We start from the raw sequence: 16,307 nt of genomic DNA on the forward strand, positions 1-16,307 counted from the left end.
CCAGGAGGCCGCAGATGACTTCGAACCAGACCGCGGACCGCAGCAGCAGGTCGGTGTGCGACCCCGCCGAGCTGCGCACCCTGTTCCTGTTCGAGAAGCTGAACGACGAGCAGCTGGAATGGCTGTGCGCCGACGGCCGGATCGAGACGATCGAACCCGGTGTCGTCTTCCGCGAAGGCGAACCGGCCACCTGTTTCTACGTGTTGATGGATGGCGAGCTGATCCTCACCAAGCAATCCGGCGGCGCGGAGATCGAATTGGTACGCACCGAGCATCACGGCGCCTACGCGGGCGCTTGGATGTCCTACATCGGCGACAAGGTCGACCAGACCTACAGCGGGACGATGCAGGTGACACGGCCGGCGCGGTTCTTCGTGCTGGACGCCGAGATCTTCGCCAGGATGATGCACGAGTGGTTCCCGATGGCCGTGCACCTGCTCGAAGGCGTGTTCTTCGGCAACCGCAACACCAACGCGCGCATCGGTGAGCGCGAACGACTGCTCGCGCTGGGTTCGCTGTCGGCCGGCCTCACCCACGAGCTCAACAACCCGGCCGCCGCCGCGGTGCGCGCCACCTCGGGCCTGCGCGAGCGGGTCGCGGGCATGCGGCACAAGCTCGCCATGATGGCGGAGGGCAAGTTCGATCCGTCGTCCTTGGGTTCCTTGGTGCGCCTGCAGGAGGAGGCCGCCGCCCAGGTCGCGAAGGCTCCGGAGCTGACGCCGATGGAAGCCGCCGATCGCGAGGACGTGCTCGGCGAATGGCTGGAGGACCACGGGATCGCCGACGGCTGGAACCTCGCGCCGAACTTCGTGCAGGCCGGGTTCGACACCGACTGGCTGGAGCGGGTGGCCGCCACCCTGGACGGCTCGCCGGAGCAGGTGTTCCAAGGGGCCATCCGCTGGCTGAACTACACCATCGAGACCGAGCTGCTGATGAACGAGATCGCCGACTCGACGACGCGCATCTCCGCGCTGGTGGGCGCCGCGAAGCAGTACTCGCAGATGGACCGCGCCCCGTTCCAGGTGGTCGACATCCACGAGCTGCTGGACAGCACCTTGGTGATGCTCAGCCGCAAGATCGGCGACGGCGTGCACGTGGTCAAGGAGTACGACCGGACGCTGCCGGAAGTGCCGTGCTACGCGGCCGAACTCAACCAGGTGTGGACCAATCTCATCGACAACGCGGTGTACGCGATGAACGGTGAGGGCACGCTGACCATTCGCACCAGGAAAGAGAACGACTGCGCGGTCGTGGAGATCGGCGACACCGGGCCTGGCATCGCGCCGGAGGCCCGCAACCGGATCTTCGAGCCGTTCTTCACTACCAAGCCGATGGGCGAGGGCACCGGACTGGGGCTGGACATCTCGTTCCGCATCGTGGTCAAGAAACACAACGGCGACATCAGGGTGGACTCGGAGCCGGGCGACACCAGGTTCACCGTCTGGCTGCCGCTGCACCGCCCAGAACAGGATCGAGCCGGAATCGACACGGAAGGGCAGTCATGACCGAGCAGCTCGCGGGCATCGATCCCGCGGTACCGCCCAGTGGGCCGGGTTGCGCGGAGTGCGAGCAGCACTCCGGCTGGTGGGTGCATCTGCGCCGGTGCGCCCAGTGCGGGCATATCGGCTGCTGTGACACCTCCCCCGCGCAGCACGCCACCGCGCACGCGAAGAGCACCGGTCACCCGTTCATCCAGAGCTTCGAGCCGGGTGAGGACTGGTACTACAACTTCGAAACCGAAGAGATGTTCAGCGGCGGACCGGAATTGGCGCCACCGCACAGTCATCCCGCCGATCAGGGCGTCCCCGGCCCGCGCGAGCGGGTTCCCTCGGATTGGCAGGCACACATCCACTGATGCCGCCGGAACCGGTACGCTGCTGCCGACGCCGGGGCCTCCGGCGCCACGATCCACCCGGGAAAGCATCGGTATGAAACGAACTTCCGCCATCGTCCTGATCGCCGGGACGGTGGGTTTCCTGCTGGCAGGCTGCGGCGGAGGGGACGAGTCCACCGACGCGAACGGATTGCGCCAGGGCTCCGTGACCGCGACCGCGGCCGCCTCGGCCGCCCGCACGACGACCGCTCCCGGCACCGCGACGCCGAGCGGCCCGGCGGATACGGACGCCCCCGCCACGACGAAGCAGCGCGACCCGGCGCTCGGTCCGGCGTCGAGCACCACCTGCGGTGAGTTCCGCAAGCTCGACACCGACGAAGAGAAGGTCCTGATCGAGCAGATCCTGGCGGAGAACCCGGGCGGCCCGTTCGACGGCAGCCCGAACGTCGCGCTCGGCACGGCCAAACTGGTGTGCCTGGCGCCGAGCGTCGCCGACAAGTCGGTCGCGACCGCCGCGGGACTCGTCAAGAAATAGCCGAAAGCGTCGTCGTCCACCATTCCCGGACGGCGGACCGTGACCGAACGCGGGGCCGCGCGGCAGAATGGCACAGTGGCAGAACTGGCACTCACCGCCCGTCTGAACCCTTCGGCCGCCGATGCCCGGCGCGGGGTGGTCCGCCTGCATCCGGAGGCGCTGACCGCGCTGGGGTTGCGGGAATGGGACGGGATCATGCTGGTCGGCTCCCGGCGCACGGCCGCGGTGGTCGGCGTCGCGCGCCAGGGCACGCCCGCCGGGGTAGCCCTGCTCGATGACGTCACGCTGTCCAACGCCGGGCTGCGCGAGGATGCGACGGTGGTGGTCTCCCCCGCGACCGTCTACGGCGCGAGACAGATCACGGTGAGCGGTTCGGTGCACGCCACCCGCACGATCCCGGCCGCGACACTGCGGCAGGCGCTGCTGGGGAAGGTCGTCACCGTCGGTGACGCCGTCTCCCTGCTGCCGCGCGATCTCGGCCCCGACATCAGCTCCACGGCGGCCACCCAGGCACTGTCGCGCACCTTCGGCATCGCCTGGACCACGGAATTGCTCACCGTCACCGGCACCGATCCGCGCGGACCGGTGAGCGTGCAACCGAATACCGCGGTGAGCTGGGGCGCGGGCGCGGTCGCCGCGCGGGACGCCGCCGATCTGGCCTGGGCCGGAACCCCGATCCCGGTGGGCGAGGCCTCGCGGGCCGCCACCGAAGCCGCCGCGTTCGACACGGCCGCGGGTAACAACGGCGCCGCGATGGTCCGGGCCACGGCGGCCGTCGACATGCAGAGCGTCTCGGTCGAAGTCCTGGCGGGCGGGCGCAGCCAGGCCGCGAAGCTCGAGGAGTGGCTCAGCCTGGCGTTGGACGAGCCCGAGCTGTTGCGCACGCTGGGCGCACGACCTCATCTCGGCGTGCTGATCACCGGCCCGGCCGGCGTCGGCAAAGCCACGCTGGCACGTGCGGTCGCGGGATCGCGGCGACTGGTGGAGCTGGACGGCCCCAGCATCGGCGCGGCCGAGAGCGGTGCGCGACTGCGCGAGGTCGCCGAGGCGGTGGCCGATATCGGCTGCGGCAGGGGCGGCGTCCTGCTGATCACCGACATCGACGCGCTGCTGCCCGCCGACCCCGAACCCGTCGCCACACTCATCCTCGACCAGCTGCGCGCCGCGATCGCGGGTCCCTGCGTCGCGTTCCTGGCGACCACCGCGCACCCGGCAGGCGTCGACCAGCGCCTGCGCGCCCCCGACCTGTGCGATCGCGAACTCGCGCTGCCGCTGCCCACCGCGGGCGTGCGCAAGGCGCTGCTGGAGTACCTGCTGCGCCGGGTGCCGACCGCGGAGCTGGAACTCGACGAGATCGCCTCGCGCACACCCGGATTCGTGGTGTCCGATCTGGCGGCGCTGTGCCGGGAGGCGGCGTTGCGCGCGGCGTCGCGGGCCAGAGAGCACGGCGAGCCGCAACTCACCCAATCCGACCTGCTCGGCGCGCTCGAGGTCATCCGGCCGCTGTCACGCTCAGGCATGGAGGAACTCGCCATCGGCAGCCTGAGCCTCGATGACGTCGGCGATATGGCGGAAACCAAGCAGGCGCTCACCGAGGCGGTGCTGTGGCCGCTGAAGCACCCGGACTCTTTCGCCCGCCTCGGCATCGAGCCGCCGCGCGGGGTGCTGCTCTACGGCCCGCCCGGCTGCGGCAAGACCTTCCTGGTGCGCGCGCTGGCCGGTACCGGTCAGCTCAGCGTGCACGCGGTCAAGGGCGCCGAACTGCTGGATCGGTGGGTCGGCTCGTCGGAGCGCGCGGTGCGCGAATTGTTCCAGCGGGCGCGGGATTCCGCACCCTCGCTGATCTTCCTCGATGAGGTGGACGCGCTGGCCCCGCGCCGCGGCCAGAGCGCCGACGCGGGCGTGGGCGATCGGGTGGTCGCGGCACTGCTCACCGAACTCGACGGCGTGGAGCCGCTGCGCGACGTGGTGGTGCTGGGCGCGACCAACCGGCCGGAGCTGATCGATCCGGCGCTGCTGCGCCCGGGCAGGCTCGAACGGCTGGTGTTCGTGCCGCCGCCGGACGCCGCCGCCCGCCGGGAGATCCTGCGCACCGCGGGCCGCGCGGTGCCGCTGGCCGACGATGTCGACCTCGACGCGCTCGCGGAGGAACTGGACGGCTACTCCGCCGCCGACTGCGCCGCGCTGCTGCGCGAGTCCGCGCTCGCGGCGATGCGCCGGGACGTACACGCGGCCGACGTCACCGCCGCCGATGTGCTGGCCGCCAAGACGGTGGTGCGGCCCTCGCTGGATCCGTCGCAGATCGACACACTGCGCCGCTACGCCGACAGCCGCGGGTAGGTCGCGGGCGACCCGCTTCGGACAATCTCCGGCAATCCGGCTCTTGTTGCCTTTTTCGCACCGGAGACATTTTCGGGCGAATCGTCGGCAATCACAAGATCACGTCGCCACCACGGGTATGTTCGACAACCGTGCGCAGGGTCGGCGACATTGTCGACGCGACCACGGCCTTCACCGGAGCCGCGGTCGCGGGCGTGACGCTGTTCCTGCCGGTCACCGTCAACACACAGGGGCAAGCCACGTCGTACCGGATCGCCGGGCTGCTCAACAGCGTGCCGCGCAGCGCGGCACTGGGCGTGATCGCCGCCGTGGCGGTCGCCGTGCTGGTCGCCACCACCTCGCGACCGCTGACCGGGTGGGCGACGGCCACTGCCGCCGCGCTGGCGCAGCTGATCAACCACTTCACCGGACGCCACGTGGCCACGGCCGAGATACTGACCACGCAGAACTACATCGACTCGATCTGCGCCGCCGTGCTGCTCGGCGGGCTCGGCGCGGTGGTGCTGCGCAGACCCTTGCCCGCCGCGGCGTTCGCGGTGGGCGGCGTCGGCTTCTTCGGCTTCGGCGATCTCGCCGGCCTGCTGAACATCAACGCGGATCCGTACGCGGTTCTGGAGACCCCGACGCGCTGGATGATCGGCGTGAGCTTGATCCTGCTGATGATCAGCACCTTGCACAACTGGAAGCGAACCGAGGACGCGAAGGAGCCGCACATGGCGATCGCGCTGCCGGTGACGCCGATCCTCGCCGCCATGGTGCTCGCGCTGGTGGTCCTGGCCGGCACCGAATGGCTGGGCAGGCAGTACAGCAAACTGCCGGGGGAGAGTCACGTGGTCGAGATCGTCATCGTCGTCGCGGCGACGATCGTCAGCGCGACCGCGGCCGCCATGCTGCTGCCCGGCCGCGACGGCACCGGCGTGTACCTGGCCGTGAGCCTGACCGCGGCGGTCGACGCGGTCGGCTACGCGGTGCGGCCCGGCTGGACCGCGCCGGTGCTCATCGCGCTGACCGCGGCCGGACTCGTCATCGGCGCCCGGATGCCATCGACCGCCCTCGCCATCCTGCTGCTGCTGGGCATCACGGTCTTCGCCCTCGTCACCTCGACGTCCGCGAGCACCGTCGCGTTCGCCGTGATCAGCGGGGTCATCGCGTTGACGGCGGGATACTGCTGCGGCACCGCGCGGCCGCACTACGCGCCCAGCGGCGTACTCGCGCTCAGCGCGCTGTATCTGCCGTCGGCGGTCTCGGTGATGCCTGACCGCGTCAAGGACTGGCGCGAGGACGTGGCGGCGCACGACGCGACCCCGGGCGGCACCGCGCTCGCCATCGTCATCGGCAGCGCCGTCGGGCTCGTCATGCTGCGTAAATTACGGCCACGCAGCAGGCCGCAAACAAATGGGCAACCAGAGAGCGAATCATTAGCGGACATATAGCTTCGGTTCGGGCGGATGACGGACACCATACTCAGCCCTTCCACGGAAAAAGCACGCTTTCCGTAGGCTTGTGCCGGACACCCCGCCGCCCCTACCCGACGGAGTGAAGTTTGCTCGCAATCCTGCTCGCTCATGCCGCGGCCGCCCTGGTGGCTCCGCTGTGGGTGCGGGCACTGGGGCGCAACGCATTCTTTCTACTGGCTGTGGTCCCGCTCGGCGGCTTCGCCTGGGTGATCGCGAATTGGTCCGAGCCGCAGCGAGTTCGGCTGACCTGGGCGCCGAGCATCGCCCTGAACATCGATCTGCGCTTCGACACCCTCGCGGCGGTATTGTGCGCGCTCGTACTGGGCATCGGGGCGCTGGTGCTGATCTACTGCGCCCGGTACTTCGAGGACGACGAGCCGCGGCTCGGGGTGTTCGCCGCCGAGCTGGTCGCGTTCGCCGGCGCCATGTTCGGGCTGGTCACCAGCGACAACATGCTTCTGCTCTATGTGTTCTGGGAAGCGACAACGGTGCTGTCGTTCTTGCTGATCGGTCACAACGCCGAGCAGGCGGCCAGCCGAAGGGCCGCGATCCAGGCGCTGCTGGTGACCGGAGCGGGCGGACTGGCGATGCTGACGGGCATCGTCGTGCTCGGCACCGTGAACGGCAGCTATCTGCTGTCGGATCTCCTATCCGGGACCAACCCGAGCGGGACCGCGGTGAATGTCGCGGTGGCCCTGATCCTGGTGGGCGCGCTCACCAAATCCGCCGTAGTGCCCTTGCATTTCTGGCTGCCCGGCGCGATGGCCGCACCGACCCCGGTGAGCGCGTACCTGCATGCCGCGGCGATGGTGAAAGCCGGCGTGTACCTGATCGCGCGCCTGGCACCGGCGTTCGCGCAGAACCCCGTGTGGCATCCGCTGGTGCTGACCCTCGGCCTCGCCTCGATGCTGCTGGCCGGGCTGCGCTCGCTCCAGGTGGTGGATCTGAAACTGGTGCTGGCCTTCGGCACGGTGAGCCAGCTGGGATTCCTGATCGTGCTGGTCGGCATCGGCACACCCGATGCCGCGCTGGCCGGAGTCGCGCTGGTCGTCGCGCACGCGCTGTTCAAGGCGTGCCTGTTCCTGGTGGTCGGGATCATCGACCACGGTGCGGGCACGCGCGATCTGCGCCGCTTGTCCGGGCTCGGCCGTCGGGCTCCCGTGCTGTGCGCCACCGCGGTCCTGGCCGCGCTCAGCATGGCGGGCATACCGCCGCTGCTCGGCTTCGTCGGCAAAGAAAGCGCGCTGAACGCCGTACTGGACGCGGACGTGCTCACCGCGCCCGTACGCGGCGCGGTGTTCACCGGAGTGGTGCTCGGGTCGATGCTGACCGTCGGCTACAGCATCAGGTTCGTCTGGGGCGCTTTCGCGGACAAGGACCGCGAGCCGGAACCCGCGGCAGGCGCCACGCCCGTCGCACACCACCCGAGCGAAGTACCCGTCGCCGAAGATCAGCCGGAAGCCGAGCGTCGTCTCCGCTGGCATCCGCCGGGTGCTCTGTTCCTCGCGGCACCGGTGATCCTCGCCGTCGCGAGCCTCGCGGCCGGTCTCGCCCCGTCCTGGCTCGACGCACGATTGCGCCCCTACGCCGAAACGCTGGCCGCCGTTCCGTTTTCGCATCTGGCGCTGTGGCACGGTTTCGATGCCGCGCTCGCGTCGACACTGTTGATCGTCGCGGTCGGCGTCGTGTTGTGGCGGCTGCGCGGCCGCTTCGCCGAATCGGCGCACCCGCGCCTCGGCAACGCCGACCGCGCCTACGACGCCACGCTGCGCGCGATGGACACCCTCTCGCTGCGGATGACCGGCGCGGTGCAGCGCGGGTCGCTGCCGCTGAGCCAAGCCGCGATCCTGGTCACGCTCATCGTCCTGCCGACCGTCCTGCTCGCCCTCGGCACCCGCACCGGAGTCACGCTGCGGTTGTGGGACTCGCCGCTGCAAGCGGCCATCGGCGCGATCATGGCGGTGAGCGCGCTCGCCGCGACGGTGCTGCGCAACCGGCTCGCGAGCGTGCTGGTCGTCGGGGTGACCGGATACGGCAGCGGCGTGATCTTCGCGCTGCACGGCGCGCCCGACCTCGCGCTGACCCAATTCCTGGTGGAGACGCTCACGCTGGTCATCTTCGTGCTGGTGCTGCGCGCTTTCCCCGCGACGATCGAGCCGAGCCGGACGGCCGCGTTCAAGCTGCGCAGAGCGGTCCTGGCCGTCGGGACCGGGACGATGGTCGCGGTCCTGGCCGGGTTCGCCGTGGCGGCCCGCACCGCCGAACCCATCTGGCTCAGAATTCCCGGTGCCGCCTACGAATTCGGCGGGGGGAAGAACGCCGTCAACGTCCTGCTCGTCGACCTGCGGGCGTGGGACACCCTCGGTGAGATCTCGGTGCTCGTCGTCGCCGCGACGGGGGTGGCCTCTTTGGTGTTCCGCAGCAGGCGCTTCGGCAGCGCGCCGCGCGCGACGGACTCCCCCGACTACGATCCGGAGCTGGTCAGCTGGCTGCCCGCGGGCCGATTGGTGGCCCGGGCCGAACGCTCGATGGTCCTGCAGATCACCACGCGGCTGGTGTTCCCGACCATCATGGTGCTGTCGGTCTACTTCTTCTTCTCCGGCCACAACGCGCCCGGCGGCGGGTTCGCGGGCGGGCTCACCGCTGGGCTCGCGCTGACCCTGCGGTACCTCGCGGGCGGCCGCTACGAATTGGGTGAGGCACTGCCCGTCGACGCGGGCCACATCCTCGGCGCCGGCCTCACCTTGGCCGCGGGCACTGCCGTCTCGTCGCTGCTGCTCGGCGCGCCGCCGCTGTCCTCGGCGATCATCGAGGTTTCGCTGCCGGTGATCGGGCACGTCAAGGTGGTCACCGCGCTGCTGTTCGATCTCGGCGTCTACCTCATCGTGGTCGGCCTGGTGCTGGACGTGCTGCGCAGTCTCGGCGCGCGCCTGGACAGCGAGCTGGCCGACGCCGAGACCCCCTCGGCGAACGGAGGTTCCGCGACGTGACCGCGAATCTGACCCTGCTGGTGGTGATCGGCATCCTCGTCGCGTGCGGGGTATACCTGCTCCTGGAACGCGCCGTGTCGAAGATGCTGCTCGGGCTGATCCTGTTCGGCAACGCGGTGAACCTGCTGATCCTCACCGCGGGCGGCGGTCGCGGCAAACCGCCCATCCGCGGCACGGCCGACACCGAGGAGATGGCCGACCCGCTCGCCCAGGCGATGGTGCTCACCGCCATCGTGATCACCATGGGCATCGCGGCATTCGTGCTCGCCCTCGCCTACCGCGCCTACATGCTCACCACCAGCGACGACGTCGCCAACGACCAAGAGGACGTGGATGTCGCCCGGCGTCGTATCGGAGAGGACCCGGAGACGTGAGCCTTTCACCCGGCCTGCTGCCGGTCCTCACCCCGCTGCCGGTGCTCGTCCCCCTGCTCGGCGCTGCGGCCACGCTGGTGTTCGGGCGCAGGCCGCGCATCCAGAGCGCGGTCAGCGTCGGGGCGCTCACCGCTGTCGTGGTGATCTGCGGGTTGCTGCTGTTCCTGGTCGACCGGGACGGCACCACCGCGTTGCAGGTGGGCGACTGGGCAGCGCCGATCGGCATCACGCTGGTGGTGGACCGGCTGTCGGCGGCGATGCTGCTGGTCTCGTCCATCGTGCTGCTGTCGGTCAACCTCTACGGCGCGGGCCAGAACATCCGCGACGGCGACGAGCGGCAGCCCACCTCGATCTACCGGCCCACGTATCTGGTGCTCACCGCCGGTGTTTCGGCCGCGTTCCTCGCCGGTGACCTGTTCAACCTCTTCGTCGGCTTCGAGATCCTGCTCGCGGCGTCGTTCGTGCTGCTCACCGTGGGCGCGACCACCGAACGCATCCGCGCGGGCGTGGCCTACGTGATGGTCTCGTCGGTCTCGTCGCTGATCTTCCTCGCCGGCATCGGGCTCACCTACGCGGCCACCGGAACGCTGAATCTCGCCCAGCTCGCGGTCCGGTTCGGCGCCGTGCCGGAGGGCACGCGCACGGCGATCTTCGCAGTGCTTCTGGTGGCTTTCGGCATCAAGGCGGCCGTCTTCCCGCTGTCGAACTGGCTGCCCGACTCCTATCCGACCGCCCCGGCGCCGGTCACCGCCGTGTTCGCCGGTCTGCTCACCAAAGTCGGCGTGTACGCGATCATCCGGACCCACTCGCTGTTGTTCCCCGACGGCGGCTTCGACTCGGTGCTGCTGGTGGCGGGCCTGCTCACCATGCTCATCGGCATCCTCGGCGCCATCGCGCAGAGCGACATCCGCCGTTTGCTGTCGTTCACGCTGGTCAGTCACATCGGCTACATGGTGTTCGGCGTCGGCCTCGCCAACGCGGCCGGGCTGTCGGGCGCGGTGTTCTACGTGGCGCACCACATTCTGGTGCAGACCACGCTGTTCCTGGTGGCGGGACTGATCGAGCGGCAAGCCGGATCCACCTCGCTGCGCAGGCTGGGCGGGCTCGCCGCGGCCAGCCCGCTGCTGGCCGTGCTGTTCCTCGTCCCGGCGCTGAATCTCGGTGGGATACCGCCGTTCTCCGGGTTCATCGGCAAGGTCGCGCTGTTGCGGGCCGGCGCCGAACGCGGCAGCGTGCTGGCCTGGGTGCTGGTCGGCGGCGCCGTGCTCACCAGCCTGCTCACGCTTTACACCGTCGCCAGGGTATGGAGCAAAGCGTTCTGGCGGCCCCGCGAGGACGCGCCGGAGGGCCATCTCACCGCGGCCAGGCCGCCGACGCTGATCGAGGAAGCGACCGACGTGCACTACGACGAGCGCACCGATCCCGGCCGCATGCCGCCGCTGATGGTGCTGTCCACCGCGGCCCTGGTGACGGTGGGGCTGTGCCTGACGGTGCTGGCCGGGCCGATCCTCATGATCGCCGACCGCGCCGCGGTGGACCTGCGCGATCCCGGCGTGTACATCGGTGCGGTGCTGGGCGAATCGCCGGGAAGCCCACGATGAGCGCCGAGCGGGGCCCGGTGCGCGACACGACCGTCCGCGTCGGCATCCTCGTATGGCTCACCGTGGTCTGGCTGGCCCTGTGGGGCGATCTGAGCATCGCGAATGTACTGGGCGGGCTGGCGGTCGCCGCGCTGATCATGGTGGCGCTGCCGCTGCCGCGCGTGCCGGTGTCCGGGCGGCTGAACCCGTTTCCCCTGCCCGAGCTGATCCTGGCGAGCGCGTATTACGCGCTGGAGTCGAGTCTTCAGGTCGCCTGGCTCGCGATCCGCCCCAAGCAGACCCCGGTGTCCGGCGTGTTGCGCGTGTACTCCGGCACGAGATCGGATCTGGTGCTGGTGCTGTGGGCCGACCTGCTCAACCTGATCCCCGGCACCATGGTGCTGGAGATCGACCGCAGGCGCTGCGTCGTCTACGTGCACGTTCTCGATGTCGGCAGCGATGCGGCGGTGGACAAGTTCTTCCGGACCACCCGGCGGCTGGAACGCCTGCTGATCGAAACGTTCGAACGCCCGACCGGATGGCCGTACTCCCGGCCGCCCTCTCCCCCGGAGGTGACATCGTGACCGTCGTCGCCGTCCTCGCCGCCGTCATCCTGACCGCGGCGGCACTGATCACCACGTATCGCGTCGTCATGGGGCCGAGCACGCTGGACCGGGTGGTCGGCATCGACTCGCTGATCGCCATCGCCGCCTCCGGGCTGGCCGTCTGGGCGGCCTACAGCGCCGACACCACCGTGGTGCCCGCGATCGTCGCGCTGGCGCTGGTCGGGTTCCTCGGCTCGGCCGCGGTGTCCCGATTCCGAGTGCGGGACGACACATGAACCTCTGGCACGTGCTCGCGGGCACCCTGATCCTGTTCGGCTCGACGCTGGCGCTCACGGCGGCGATCGGGATCGTGCGCTTTCCCGACACGCTGACCCGGATGCACGCCGCCACCAAGCCACAGGTCATCGGGCTGATCCTGGTGCTGGCGGGCGCCGCGATCCAGCTGGGCGGACACGGCAACGTCTGGATGCTGGTGCTGGTCGGGCTGTTCACCCTGCTGACCGCCCCGGTGATCGCCCACCTGATCGGCCGCACCGCCTACCGCGAGCAGCGCCACCGCGACGGCCTGTTGCGCGTGAACGAGATGCGCGACGACGACGTCGATTAGCCGCGTGACCGGCCTCAGCGCGCGACGGGCTCGACCTCGCGGACGGCCTGTTCCGGCTGCCGCGCGGTCGCGAACCACGTCGCGTGGAACGCCGCGGCCAGTCCGGCCAGCAGTCCCAGCACGACCGTGCCCGCGAGCACCGGATACTCGGCCATCGGCACGGCGAGGTACCGGTAGGACAGCAGCAGCGTGGCCAGCACGACCGCGCCTGCGCCGACCAACCGGATCCGGAACCATCCCCAGCCGCGCTCCGGTGCGCGCAGCGCCGATTCGACGGTGAGGCACAGCACCGCGCCCGCGACCAGGTCGACGCCGTAGTGGTAGCCGAAACCGAGGGTGGCGGTGAGGGTGGCCAGCAGCCAGAACGCGCCGCCCCAGCGCAGCCAGCGCGGAGCGGGCTCGCCGTCGCCGTCGCGGCGGGTGTGCAGGAACACCGACAGCGCCCAGGCGGTGTGCATCGAAGGCATGCAGTTGCGTGGAACCGCCGCGTCGAACGGCAGCGGCAGCGGGTTGCGATCGATCGGCGGCACCACCCCCGGCCAGTAGTTGCCCAATTGCAGCCCGTTGCCGTCCGGGCCGTACGCGAACATCGGACCGACCACCGGGAAGAGGACGTACACCAAGGGACCGATCAAGCCGAGCACCAGGAAGGTGCGCACCAGGTAATGCGATGGCCACCGGCCCGACGACACCACTCGGCGCAGCTGCCACACGGCCACGACGATCGCCGCCACGGGCAGCTCGATGTAGACCCAGTGCAGCACCGCGTAGACCACCGGCCCGAGCGTGTCCACCGCCCGCCCGAGCACCCACGACGGATCGCCCAGCGCATGGTCGGCCAGGATCACGTATTCGTCGAGCACCGTCGGTCTGCCGATCACGGTGACGTGCAACCAGACATCGCCCACTTTGGTGGCCAGGACGAGCAGCGCGCCGAGCGCGGCGGCGTGCAGCGCGTCCCGCCGTTCGGTTCCGGACCAGCGCAGCCAGGCCACCAGCGCCAAGCCGGTCAGCACGATCACGGGGCCGTTCCCGATCGCGAACGGCTCTCCCGCCAGCAAGCGGACACCGGCCCACGCCACATCGATGGCAGCCGCGACACCCACCGCGACCAGCCTGCGACGGGCCGAAATACCCACCAGCGCAAGGACCAGTCCGGCCCACGGCACCGACATCGATTTCGGTGTGCCGATGTAGTCCCGCCCCAAGCTCTCCAGGGGGCCTTCGAATCCCTGCCAGATGGCTACGCCCTGCAACACGATCAGCAGGACCGGCACCGCGGCCACCGCCGCGACGACCCGGATCCGAGTCCGCGGTACGCGACGGCGCGAGACCGCGCTTCCTGCTCTGGAACCCGGGTATTCGACAAGCATCCGACCATAGTAAACGTGGGGTGAACGTCATCCCCCTGGCCAGCTGAACAGCAACCGACCTATACGCGGCCGATCGCTACTGTTTCAGCTCCTCGACCAGCGCGTCCACCACCGCGACCAGATCTCCCTGCGACGCTGCGGCAACCCGGCGCTGCCGCTGGTAGGAGGCTCCCCGCTTGGGGATCTCGGCGACCAGGGCGAGTTCGTCCGCGCAGCCCAGCCGCGCCGCCGTCGGCTCCAGCCGGTTCAGCAGATCCGCCAGGTCGTCGGTGACCAACCGCTCGTTGCTGTCGGCGTCGGTGATGATGATCGCATCCAGCCCGTAACGTGCGGCGCGCCACTTGTTCTCCTGCACGTGCCACGGCGGCAGGGTGGGCAGTTCCTCGCCGTTCTCGACGCGGCGGTCGAGGTCGACGATGAGGCAATGGATGAGCGCGGCCATCGCGGCGAGCTCGGCGCGCGTGGAGATCCCGTCGCACACCCGGACCTCGATGGTGCCCCACTTCGGCGCCGGGCGGATGTCCCAGTGCATGCCCCCGAGCTGCGTGAAGACACCGGTCTTGATCTGATCGTGCACGAAATGCTCGAACTGGGTCCAGTTCTCGAACTGGAACGGCAGGCCCGCGGTCGGCAACTGCTGGAACATGAGCGTCCGGTTGCTCGCGTAGCCGGTGTCCGATCCCGACCACATCGGCGAGCCCGCCGACAGCGCGAGCAGATGCGGATACGACAGCAGCAACGAGTTGAGGATCGGAAAAACCTTGTCGCGGTGAGAGACTCCGACGTGCACGTGCACGCCCCAGATCATCATCTGGCGACCCCACCACTGGGTGCGCTCGATCAGCTCGTCGTAGTGCTCCGATCGGGTCAGCTGCTGGGCCGACCATTGCGCGAACGGATGGGTGCCCGCGCAGAACAAGTCGACACCGAGCTGCTCGGCCGCACGGCGCACCGTGTTCATCGTGCCGGTGAGGTCCTCCACCGCCGCGCCGACGGTCTCGTGCACCCCGGTGACGAGTTCGACGGTGTTGCGCAGCAATTCCTTGGTGACCTGGGGTGTGCCGTCGTGGGCACGGAGCTCACCGAGTGAATCGAATACCGCCGCGGCGGTATTCGACAGGTCGCGGGTCACCTTGTCGACCAAGGCGATCTCCCATTCGACCCCGATGGTGGGCCGGGGCGAACCATCGAAGGGAACGTGTTCGATTCCTGCCCCGGCCATATGCCACCGCGCTATTGGATCACGCCACAAGCGACACGGCCGCCCGCGTCGCCCGTCGCTAGGGTCGTCTCATCGGGACCCGCGACGCCATCGGCACGGGAGTAACGGTTGGGAATGTTGCCGAAGTTGTCGGCGTCGGCGTGGATGATGAGGGCCTTGCCCTTCACGTCGTCCAGCGTCACCGCGTCGGTGGTGGTGATCAGCTTGGCGACGCCGTCGCCGCGCACCTCGAGCGAGGTCAGATCGCCGCTGGCCGGATGCGCGTTGGCGCTGCCGACCTGCAGGTGACCACCGGCGGACAGGAAGTCGCCCGCCGGGCCGCCGGTCGGCGCGACGGAGTTCGGCTCGCACTTGCCGACCTGGTGCACGTGCAGGCCGTGGAAGCCGGGGCGCAGGCCGTGCGCCTCGACGGTGAGCTGCAGGTGGTTGCCGTCCTTGGCGAAGTTCGCGGTGCCGACCGAGGCGCCCGAGGGGTCCTTCAGCTGCACGTTCACGCCCTGCTCGGCGTTCGGCGAGCCACCGTGCTCGGTGCTCGACTGCCCGGCCGGAGCGGGCGACCCGCTCCACACCGGCGGGGTCGTTCCCTGGACGTCACTCGACTCCTGGCTGTTCGAGCATGCGGCGAGGCCGAAGACCGCGACCGCGAGCACCGGGGTCACAGTCCGCCAGGACGGGCGTCGAGTTGTGGACGGGGCCATCGGGGAACTCCTTTACGAGTACCGAGTTTACGAGTAAGGGCGGGTGGACACGTTCGTTACCGGACAAGATGATGCCACGCCGTCCCGCCGTGCCCCCGACAGGGCGGCGCGCCCTCACGCGTGTTCGCTGGTCCGGGCGTGCGACCAGCGGCCACATATGGGTCAGTTACCCGTGACGATCACCGTTACACCCGGCGCGGTATCCCCGATCGCACTCGACTTCGGTGCCACCGACGCGCCGAGCTGGTCCGCGATGGCCTGCGCGGCCTCCTTGTCGCCGGACGAATCGCCGTAGTACACCGTGGTTTTGGCGATGTTCGAGCCCGGGTAGTTGCCCGTTTCCGCGATCGTCCAGCCGCTCGCCTCCAGCTGGCCTGCCGTTTTCGCCGCGAGTCCGGCCACCATGCTGTTGTTGAGCACGCGCACCGGGACCGAACGCGCCGCCGTGGTGGTGGTCGACGCGGCGGCACTGGTCGGCGTCACGGTCGCCACCGCGGTGGACGAGGTCGGCGCCTTGGGCGCGGTGGTGCTCGCCGGGACCTGCGGCGCGGCGCTCGCGCTCGAGGTCGGCGATGCGCTGGTCCCCGAGGCGTCGGTGTCGGCGTCGGAACTCGACAGCGACATCGCCCCGAGACCGGCGAAGACGATGGCCAACGCGATCAGCACCATCGCCAGGGCACGCAACGGTGGCCCACCGGAGGTGGGGTTCGGGTAGCTCACCTTCGCGAGCC

The 16,307-nt window shown here is 69.9% G+C and carries 15 protein-coding genes; 11 read left to right on the forward strand and 4 right to left on the reverse strand.

What is annotated here, in order from left to right; translation table 11 throughout:
• Positions 1-14: 14 nt before the first annotated feature.
• From ACL03I_RS00805 to mnhG, 11 genes are all read left to right on the forward strand, one after another.
• Positions 15-1,505: an ATP-binding protein gene (locus tag ACL03I_RS00805; protein ID WP_412804890.1), complete on the forward strand. Its 1,491-nt coding sequence runs from the start codon at positions 15-17 to the stop codon at positions 1,503-1,505.
• A complete protein-coding gene (locus tag ACL03I_RS00810) occupies positions 1,502-1,855 on the forward strand; it encodes a UBP-type zinc finger domain-containing protein (protein WP_355071680.1) in 354 nt (117 codons plus the stop codon). The genes ACL03I_RS00805 and ACL03I_RS00810 overlap by 4 nt, the downstream gene beginning before the upstream one ends.
• 73 nt (positions 1,856-1,928) lie before the next feature.
• Positions 1,929-2,369 (forward strand): hypothetical protein, encoded by a 441-nt coding sequence (locus ACL03I_RS00815; protein WP_355071679.1) that lies wholly within the window; start codon positions 1,929-1,931, stop codon positions 2,367-2,369.
• Positions 2,370-2,444: 75 nt separating this feature from the next.
• Positions 2,445-4,709, forward strand: a complete 2,265-nt coding sequence (locus ACL03I_RS00820) for an AAA family ATPase (protein ID WP_355071677.1) — start codon at positions 2,445-2,447, stop codon at positions 4,707-4,709.
• Between the two features lie 131 nt (positions 4,710-4,840).
• Positions 4,841-6,142, forward strand: coding sequence for a hypothetical protein (locus tag ACL03I_RS00825; protein WP_412804891.1), 1,302 nt, complete (start codon positions 4,841-4,843; stop codon positions 6,140-6,142).
• A 110-nt stretch (positions 6,143-6,252) separates the two neighbouring features.
• The gene (locus tag ACL03I_RS00830; protein ID WP_412804892.1) at positions 6,253-9,156 is read left to right on the forward strand and encodes a Na+/H+ antiporter subunit A; all 2,904 of its coding nucleotides are present in this window, start codon (positions 6,253-6,255) and stop codon (positions 9,154-9,156) included.
• On the forward strand, positions 9,153-9,530 hold the full coding sequence (locus tag ACL03I_RS00835) for a Na(+)/H(+) antiporter subunit C (RefSeq protein ID WP_355071672.1): 378 nt from the start codon (positions 9,153-9,155) through the stop codon (positions 9,528-9,530). The genes ACL03I_RS00830 and ACL03I_RS00835 overlap by 4 nt, the downstream gene beginning before the upstream one ends.
• Positions 9,527-11,131, forward strand: coding sequence for a Na+/H+ antiporter subunit D (locus ACL03I_RS00840; protein WP_355071671.1), 1,605 nt, complete (start codon positions 9,527-9,529; stop codon positions 11,129-11,131). Before ACL03I_RS00835 ends, ACL03I_RS00840 begins: the two co-directional genes overlap by 4 nt.
• Positions 11,128-11,694 (forward strand): Na+/H+ antiporter subunit E, encoded by a 567-nt coding sequence (locus tag ACL03I_RS00845; protein WP_412804893.1) that lies wholly within the window; start codon positions 11,128-11,130, stop codon positions 11,692-11,694. Before ACL03I_RS00840 ends, ACL03I_RS00845 begins: the two co-directional genes overlap by 4 nt.
• Complete coding sequence (locus ACL03I_RS00850) at positions 11,691-11,951, forward strand: monovalent cation/H+ antiporter complex subunit F (RefSeq protein ID WP_356962749.1); 261 nt, start codon at positions 11,691-11,693, stop codon at positions 11,949-11,951. The genes ACL03I_RS00845 and ACL03I_RS00850 overlap by 4 nt, the downstream gene beginning before the upstream one ends.
• On the forward strand, positions 11,948-12,283 hold the full coding sequence (gene mnhG / locus ACL03I_RS00855; protein WP_412804894.1) for a monovalent cation/H(+) antiporter subunit G: 336 nt from the start codon (positions 11,948-11,950) through the stop codon (positions 12,281-12,283). Before ACL03I_RS00850 ends, mnhG begins: the two co-directional genes overlap by 4 nt.
• A gap of 14 nt (positions 12,284-12,297) precedes the next feature.
• Here the strand turns inward: mnhG and ACL03I_RS00860 are convergent, their stop codons facing one another.
• From ACL03I_RS00860 to ACL03I_RS00875, 4 genes are all read right to left on the reverse strand, one after another.
• Positions 12,298-13,656 carry a phosphatase PAP2 family protein gene (locus tag ACL03I_RS00860; protein WP_412804895.1) on the reverse strand — a complete coding sequence of 453 codons (1,359 nt, stop codon included), beginning with the start codon at positions 13,654-13,656 and terminating at the stop codon, positions 12,298-12,300.
• A 76-nt stretch (positions 13,657-13,732) separates the two neighbouring features.
• On the reverse strand, positions 13,733-14,878 hold the full coding sequence (locus ACL03I_RS00865) for a glutamate--cysteine ligase (protein WP_355071663.1): 1,146 nt from the start codon (positions 14,876-14,878) through the stop codon (positions 13,733-13,735).
• 11 nt (positions 14,879-14,889) lie between these two features.
• On the reverse strand, positions 14,890-15,576 hold the full coding sequence (sodC, locus tag ACL03I_RS00870; protein ID WP_355071662.1) for a superoxide dismutase[Cu-Zn]: 687 nt from the start codon (positions 15,574-15,576) through the stop codon (positions 14,890-14,892).
• Between the two features lie 162 nt (positions 15,577-15,738).
• The gene (locus tag ACL03I_RS00875) at positions 15,739-16,296 is read right to left on the reverse strand and encodes a LytR C-terminal domain-containing protein (RefSeq protein WP_356962755.1); all 558 of its coding nucleotides are present in this window, start codon (positions 16,294-16,296) and stop codon (positions 15,739-15,741) included.
• Positions 16,297-16,307: the final 11 nt, after the last annotated feature.

The sequence above is a fragment of the Nocardia sichangensis genome, assembly GCF_047200615.1.
Lineage (GTDB): Bacteria > Actinomycetota > Actinomycetes > Mycobacteriales > Mycobacteriaceae > Nocardia > Nocardia sichangensis.

Excerpts from the sequence above, each read along its gene's own strand:
- ACL03I_RS00805 (WP_412804890.1), top strand. The coding sequence starts at position 15 with ATGACTTCGAACCAGACCGCGGACCGCAGCAGCAGGTCGGTGTGCGAC.
- ACL03I_RS00810 (WP_355071680.1), top strand. The coding sequence starts at position 1,502 with ATGACCGAGCAGCTCGCGGGCATCGATCCCGCGGTACCGCCCAGTGGG.
- ACL03I_RS00815 (WP_355071679.1), top strand. The coding sequence starts at position 1,929 with ATGAAACGAACTTCCGCCATCGTCCTGATCGCCGGGACGGTGGGTTTC.
- ACL03I_RS00845 (WP_412804893.1), top strand. The coding sequence starts at position 11,128 with ATGAGCGCCGAGCGGGGCCCGGTGCGCGACACGACCGTCCGCGTCGGC.
- mnhG (WP_412804894.1), top strand. The coding sequence starts at position 11,948 with ATGAACCTCTGGCACGTGCTCGCGGGCACCCTGATCCTGTTCGGCTCG.
- ACL03I_RS00860 (WP_412804895.1), bottom strand. The coding sequence starts at position 13,656 with ATGCTTGTCGAATACCCGGGTTCCAGAGCAGGAAGCGCGGTCTCGCGC.
- ACL03I_RS00865 (WP_355071663.1), bottom strand. The coding sequence starts at position 14,878 with ATGGCCGGGGCAGGAATCGAACACGTTCCCTTCGATGGTTCGCCCCGG.
- sodC (WP_355071662.1), bottom strand. The coding sequence starts at position 15,576 with ATGGCCCCGTCCACAACTCGACGCCCGTCCTGGCGGACTGTGACCCCG.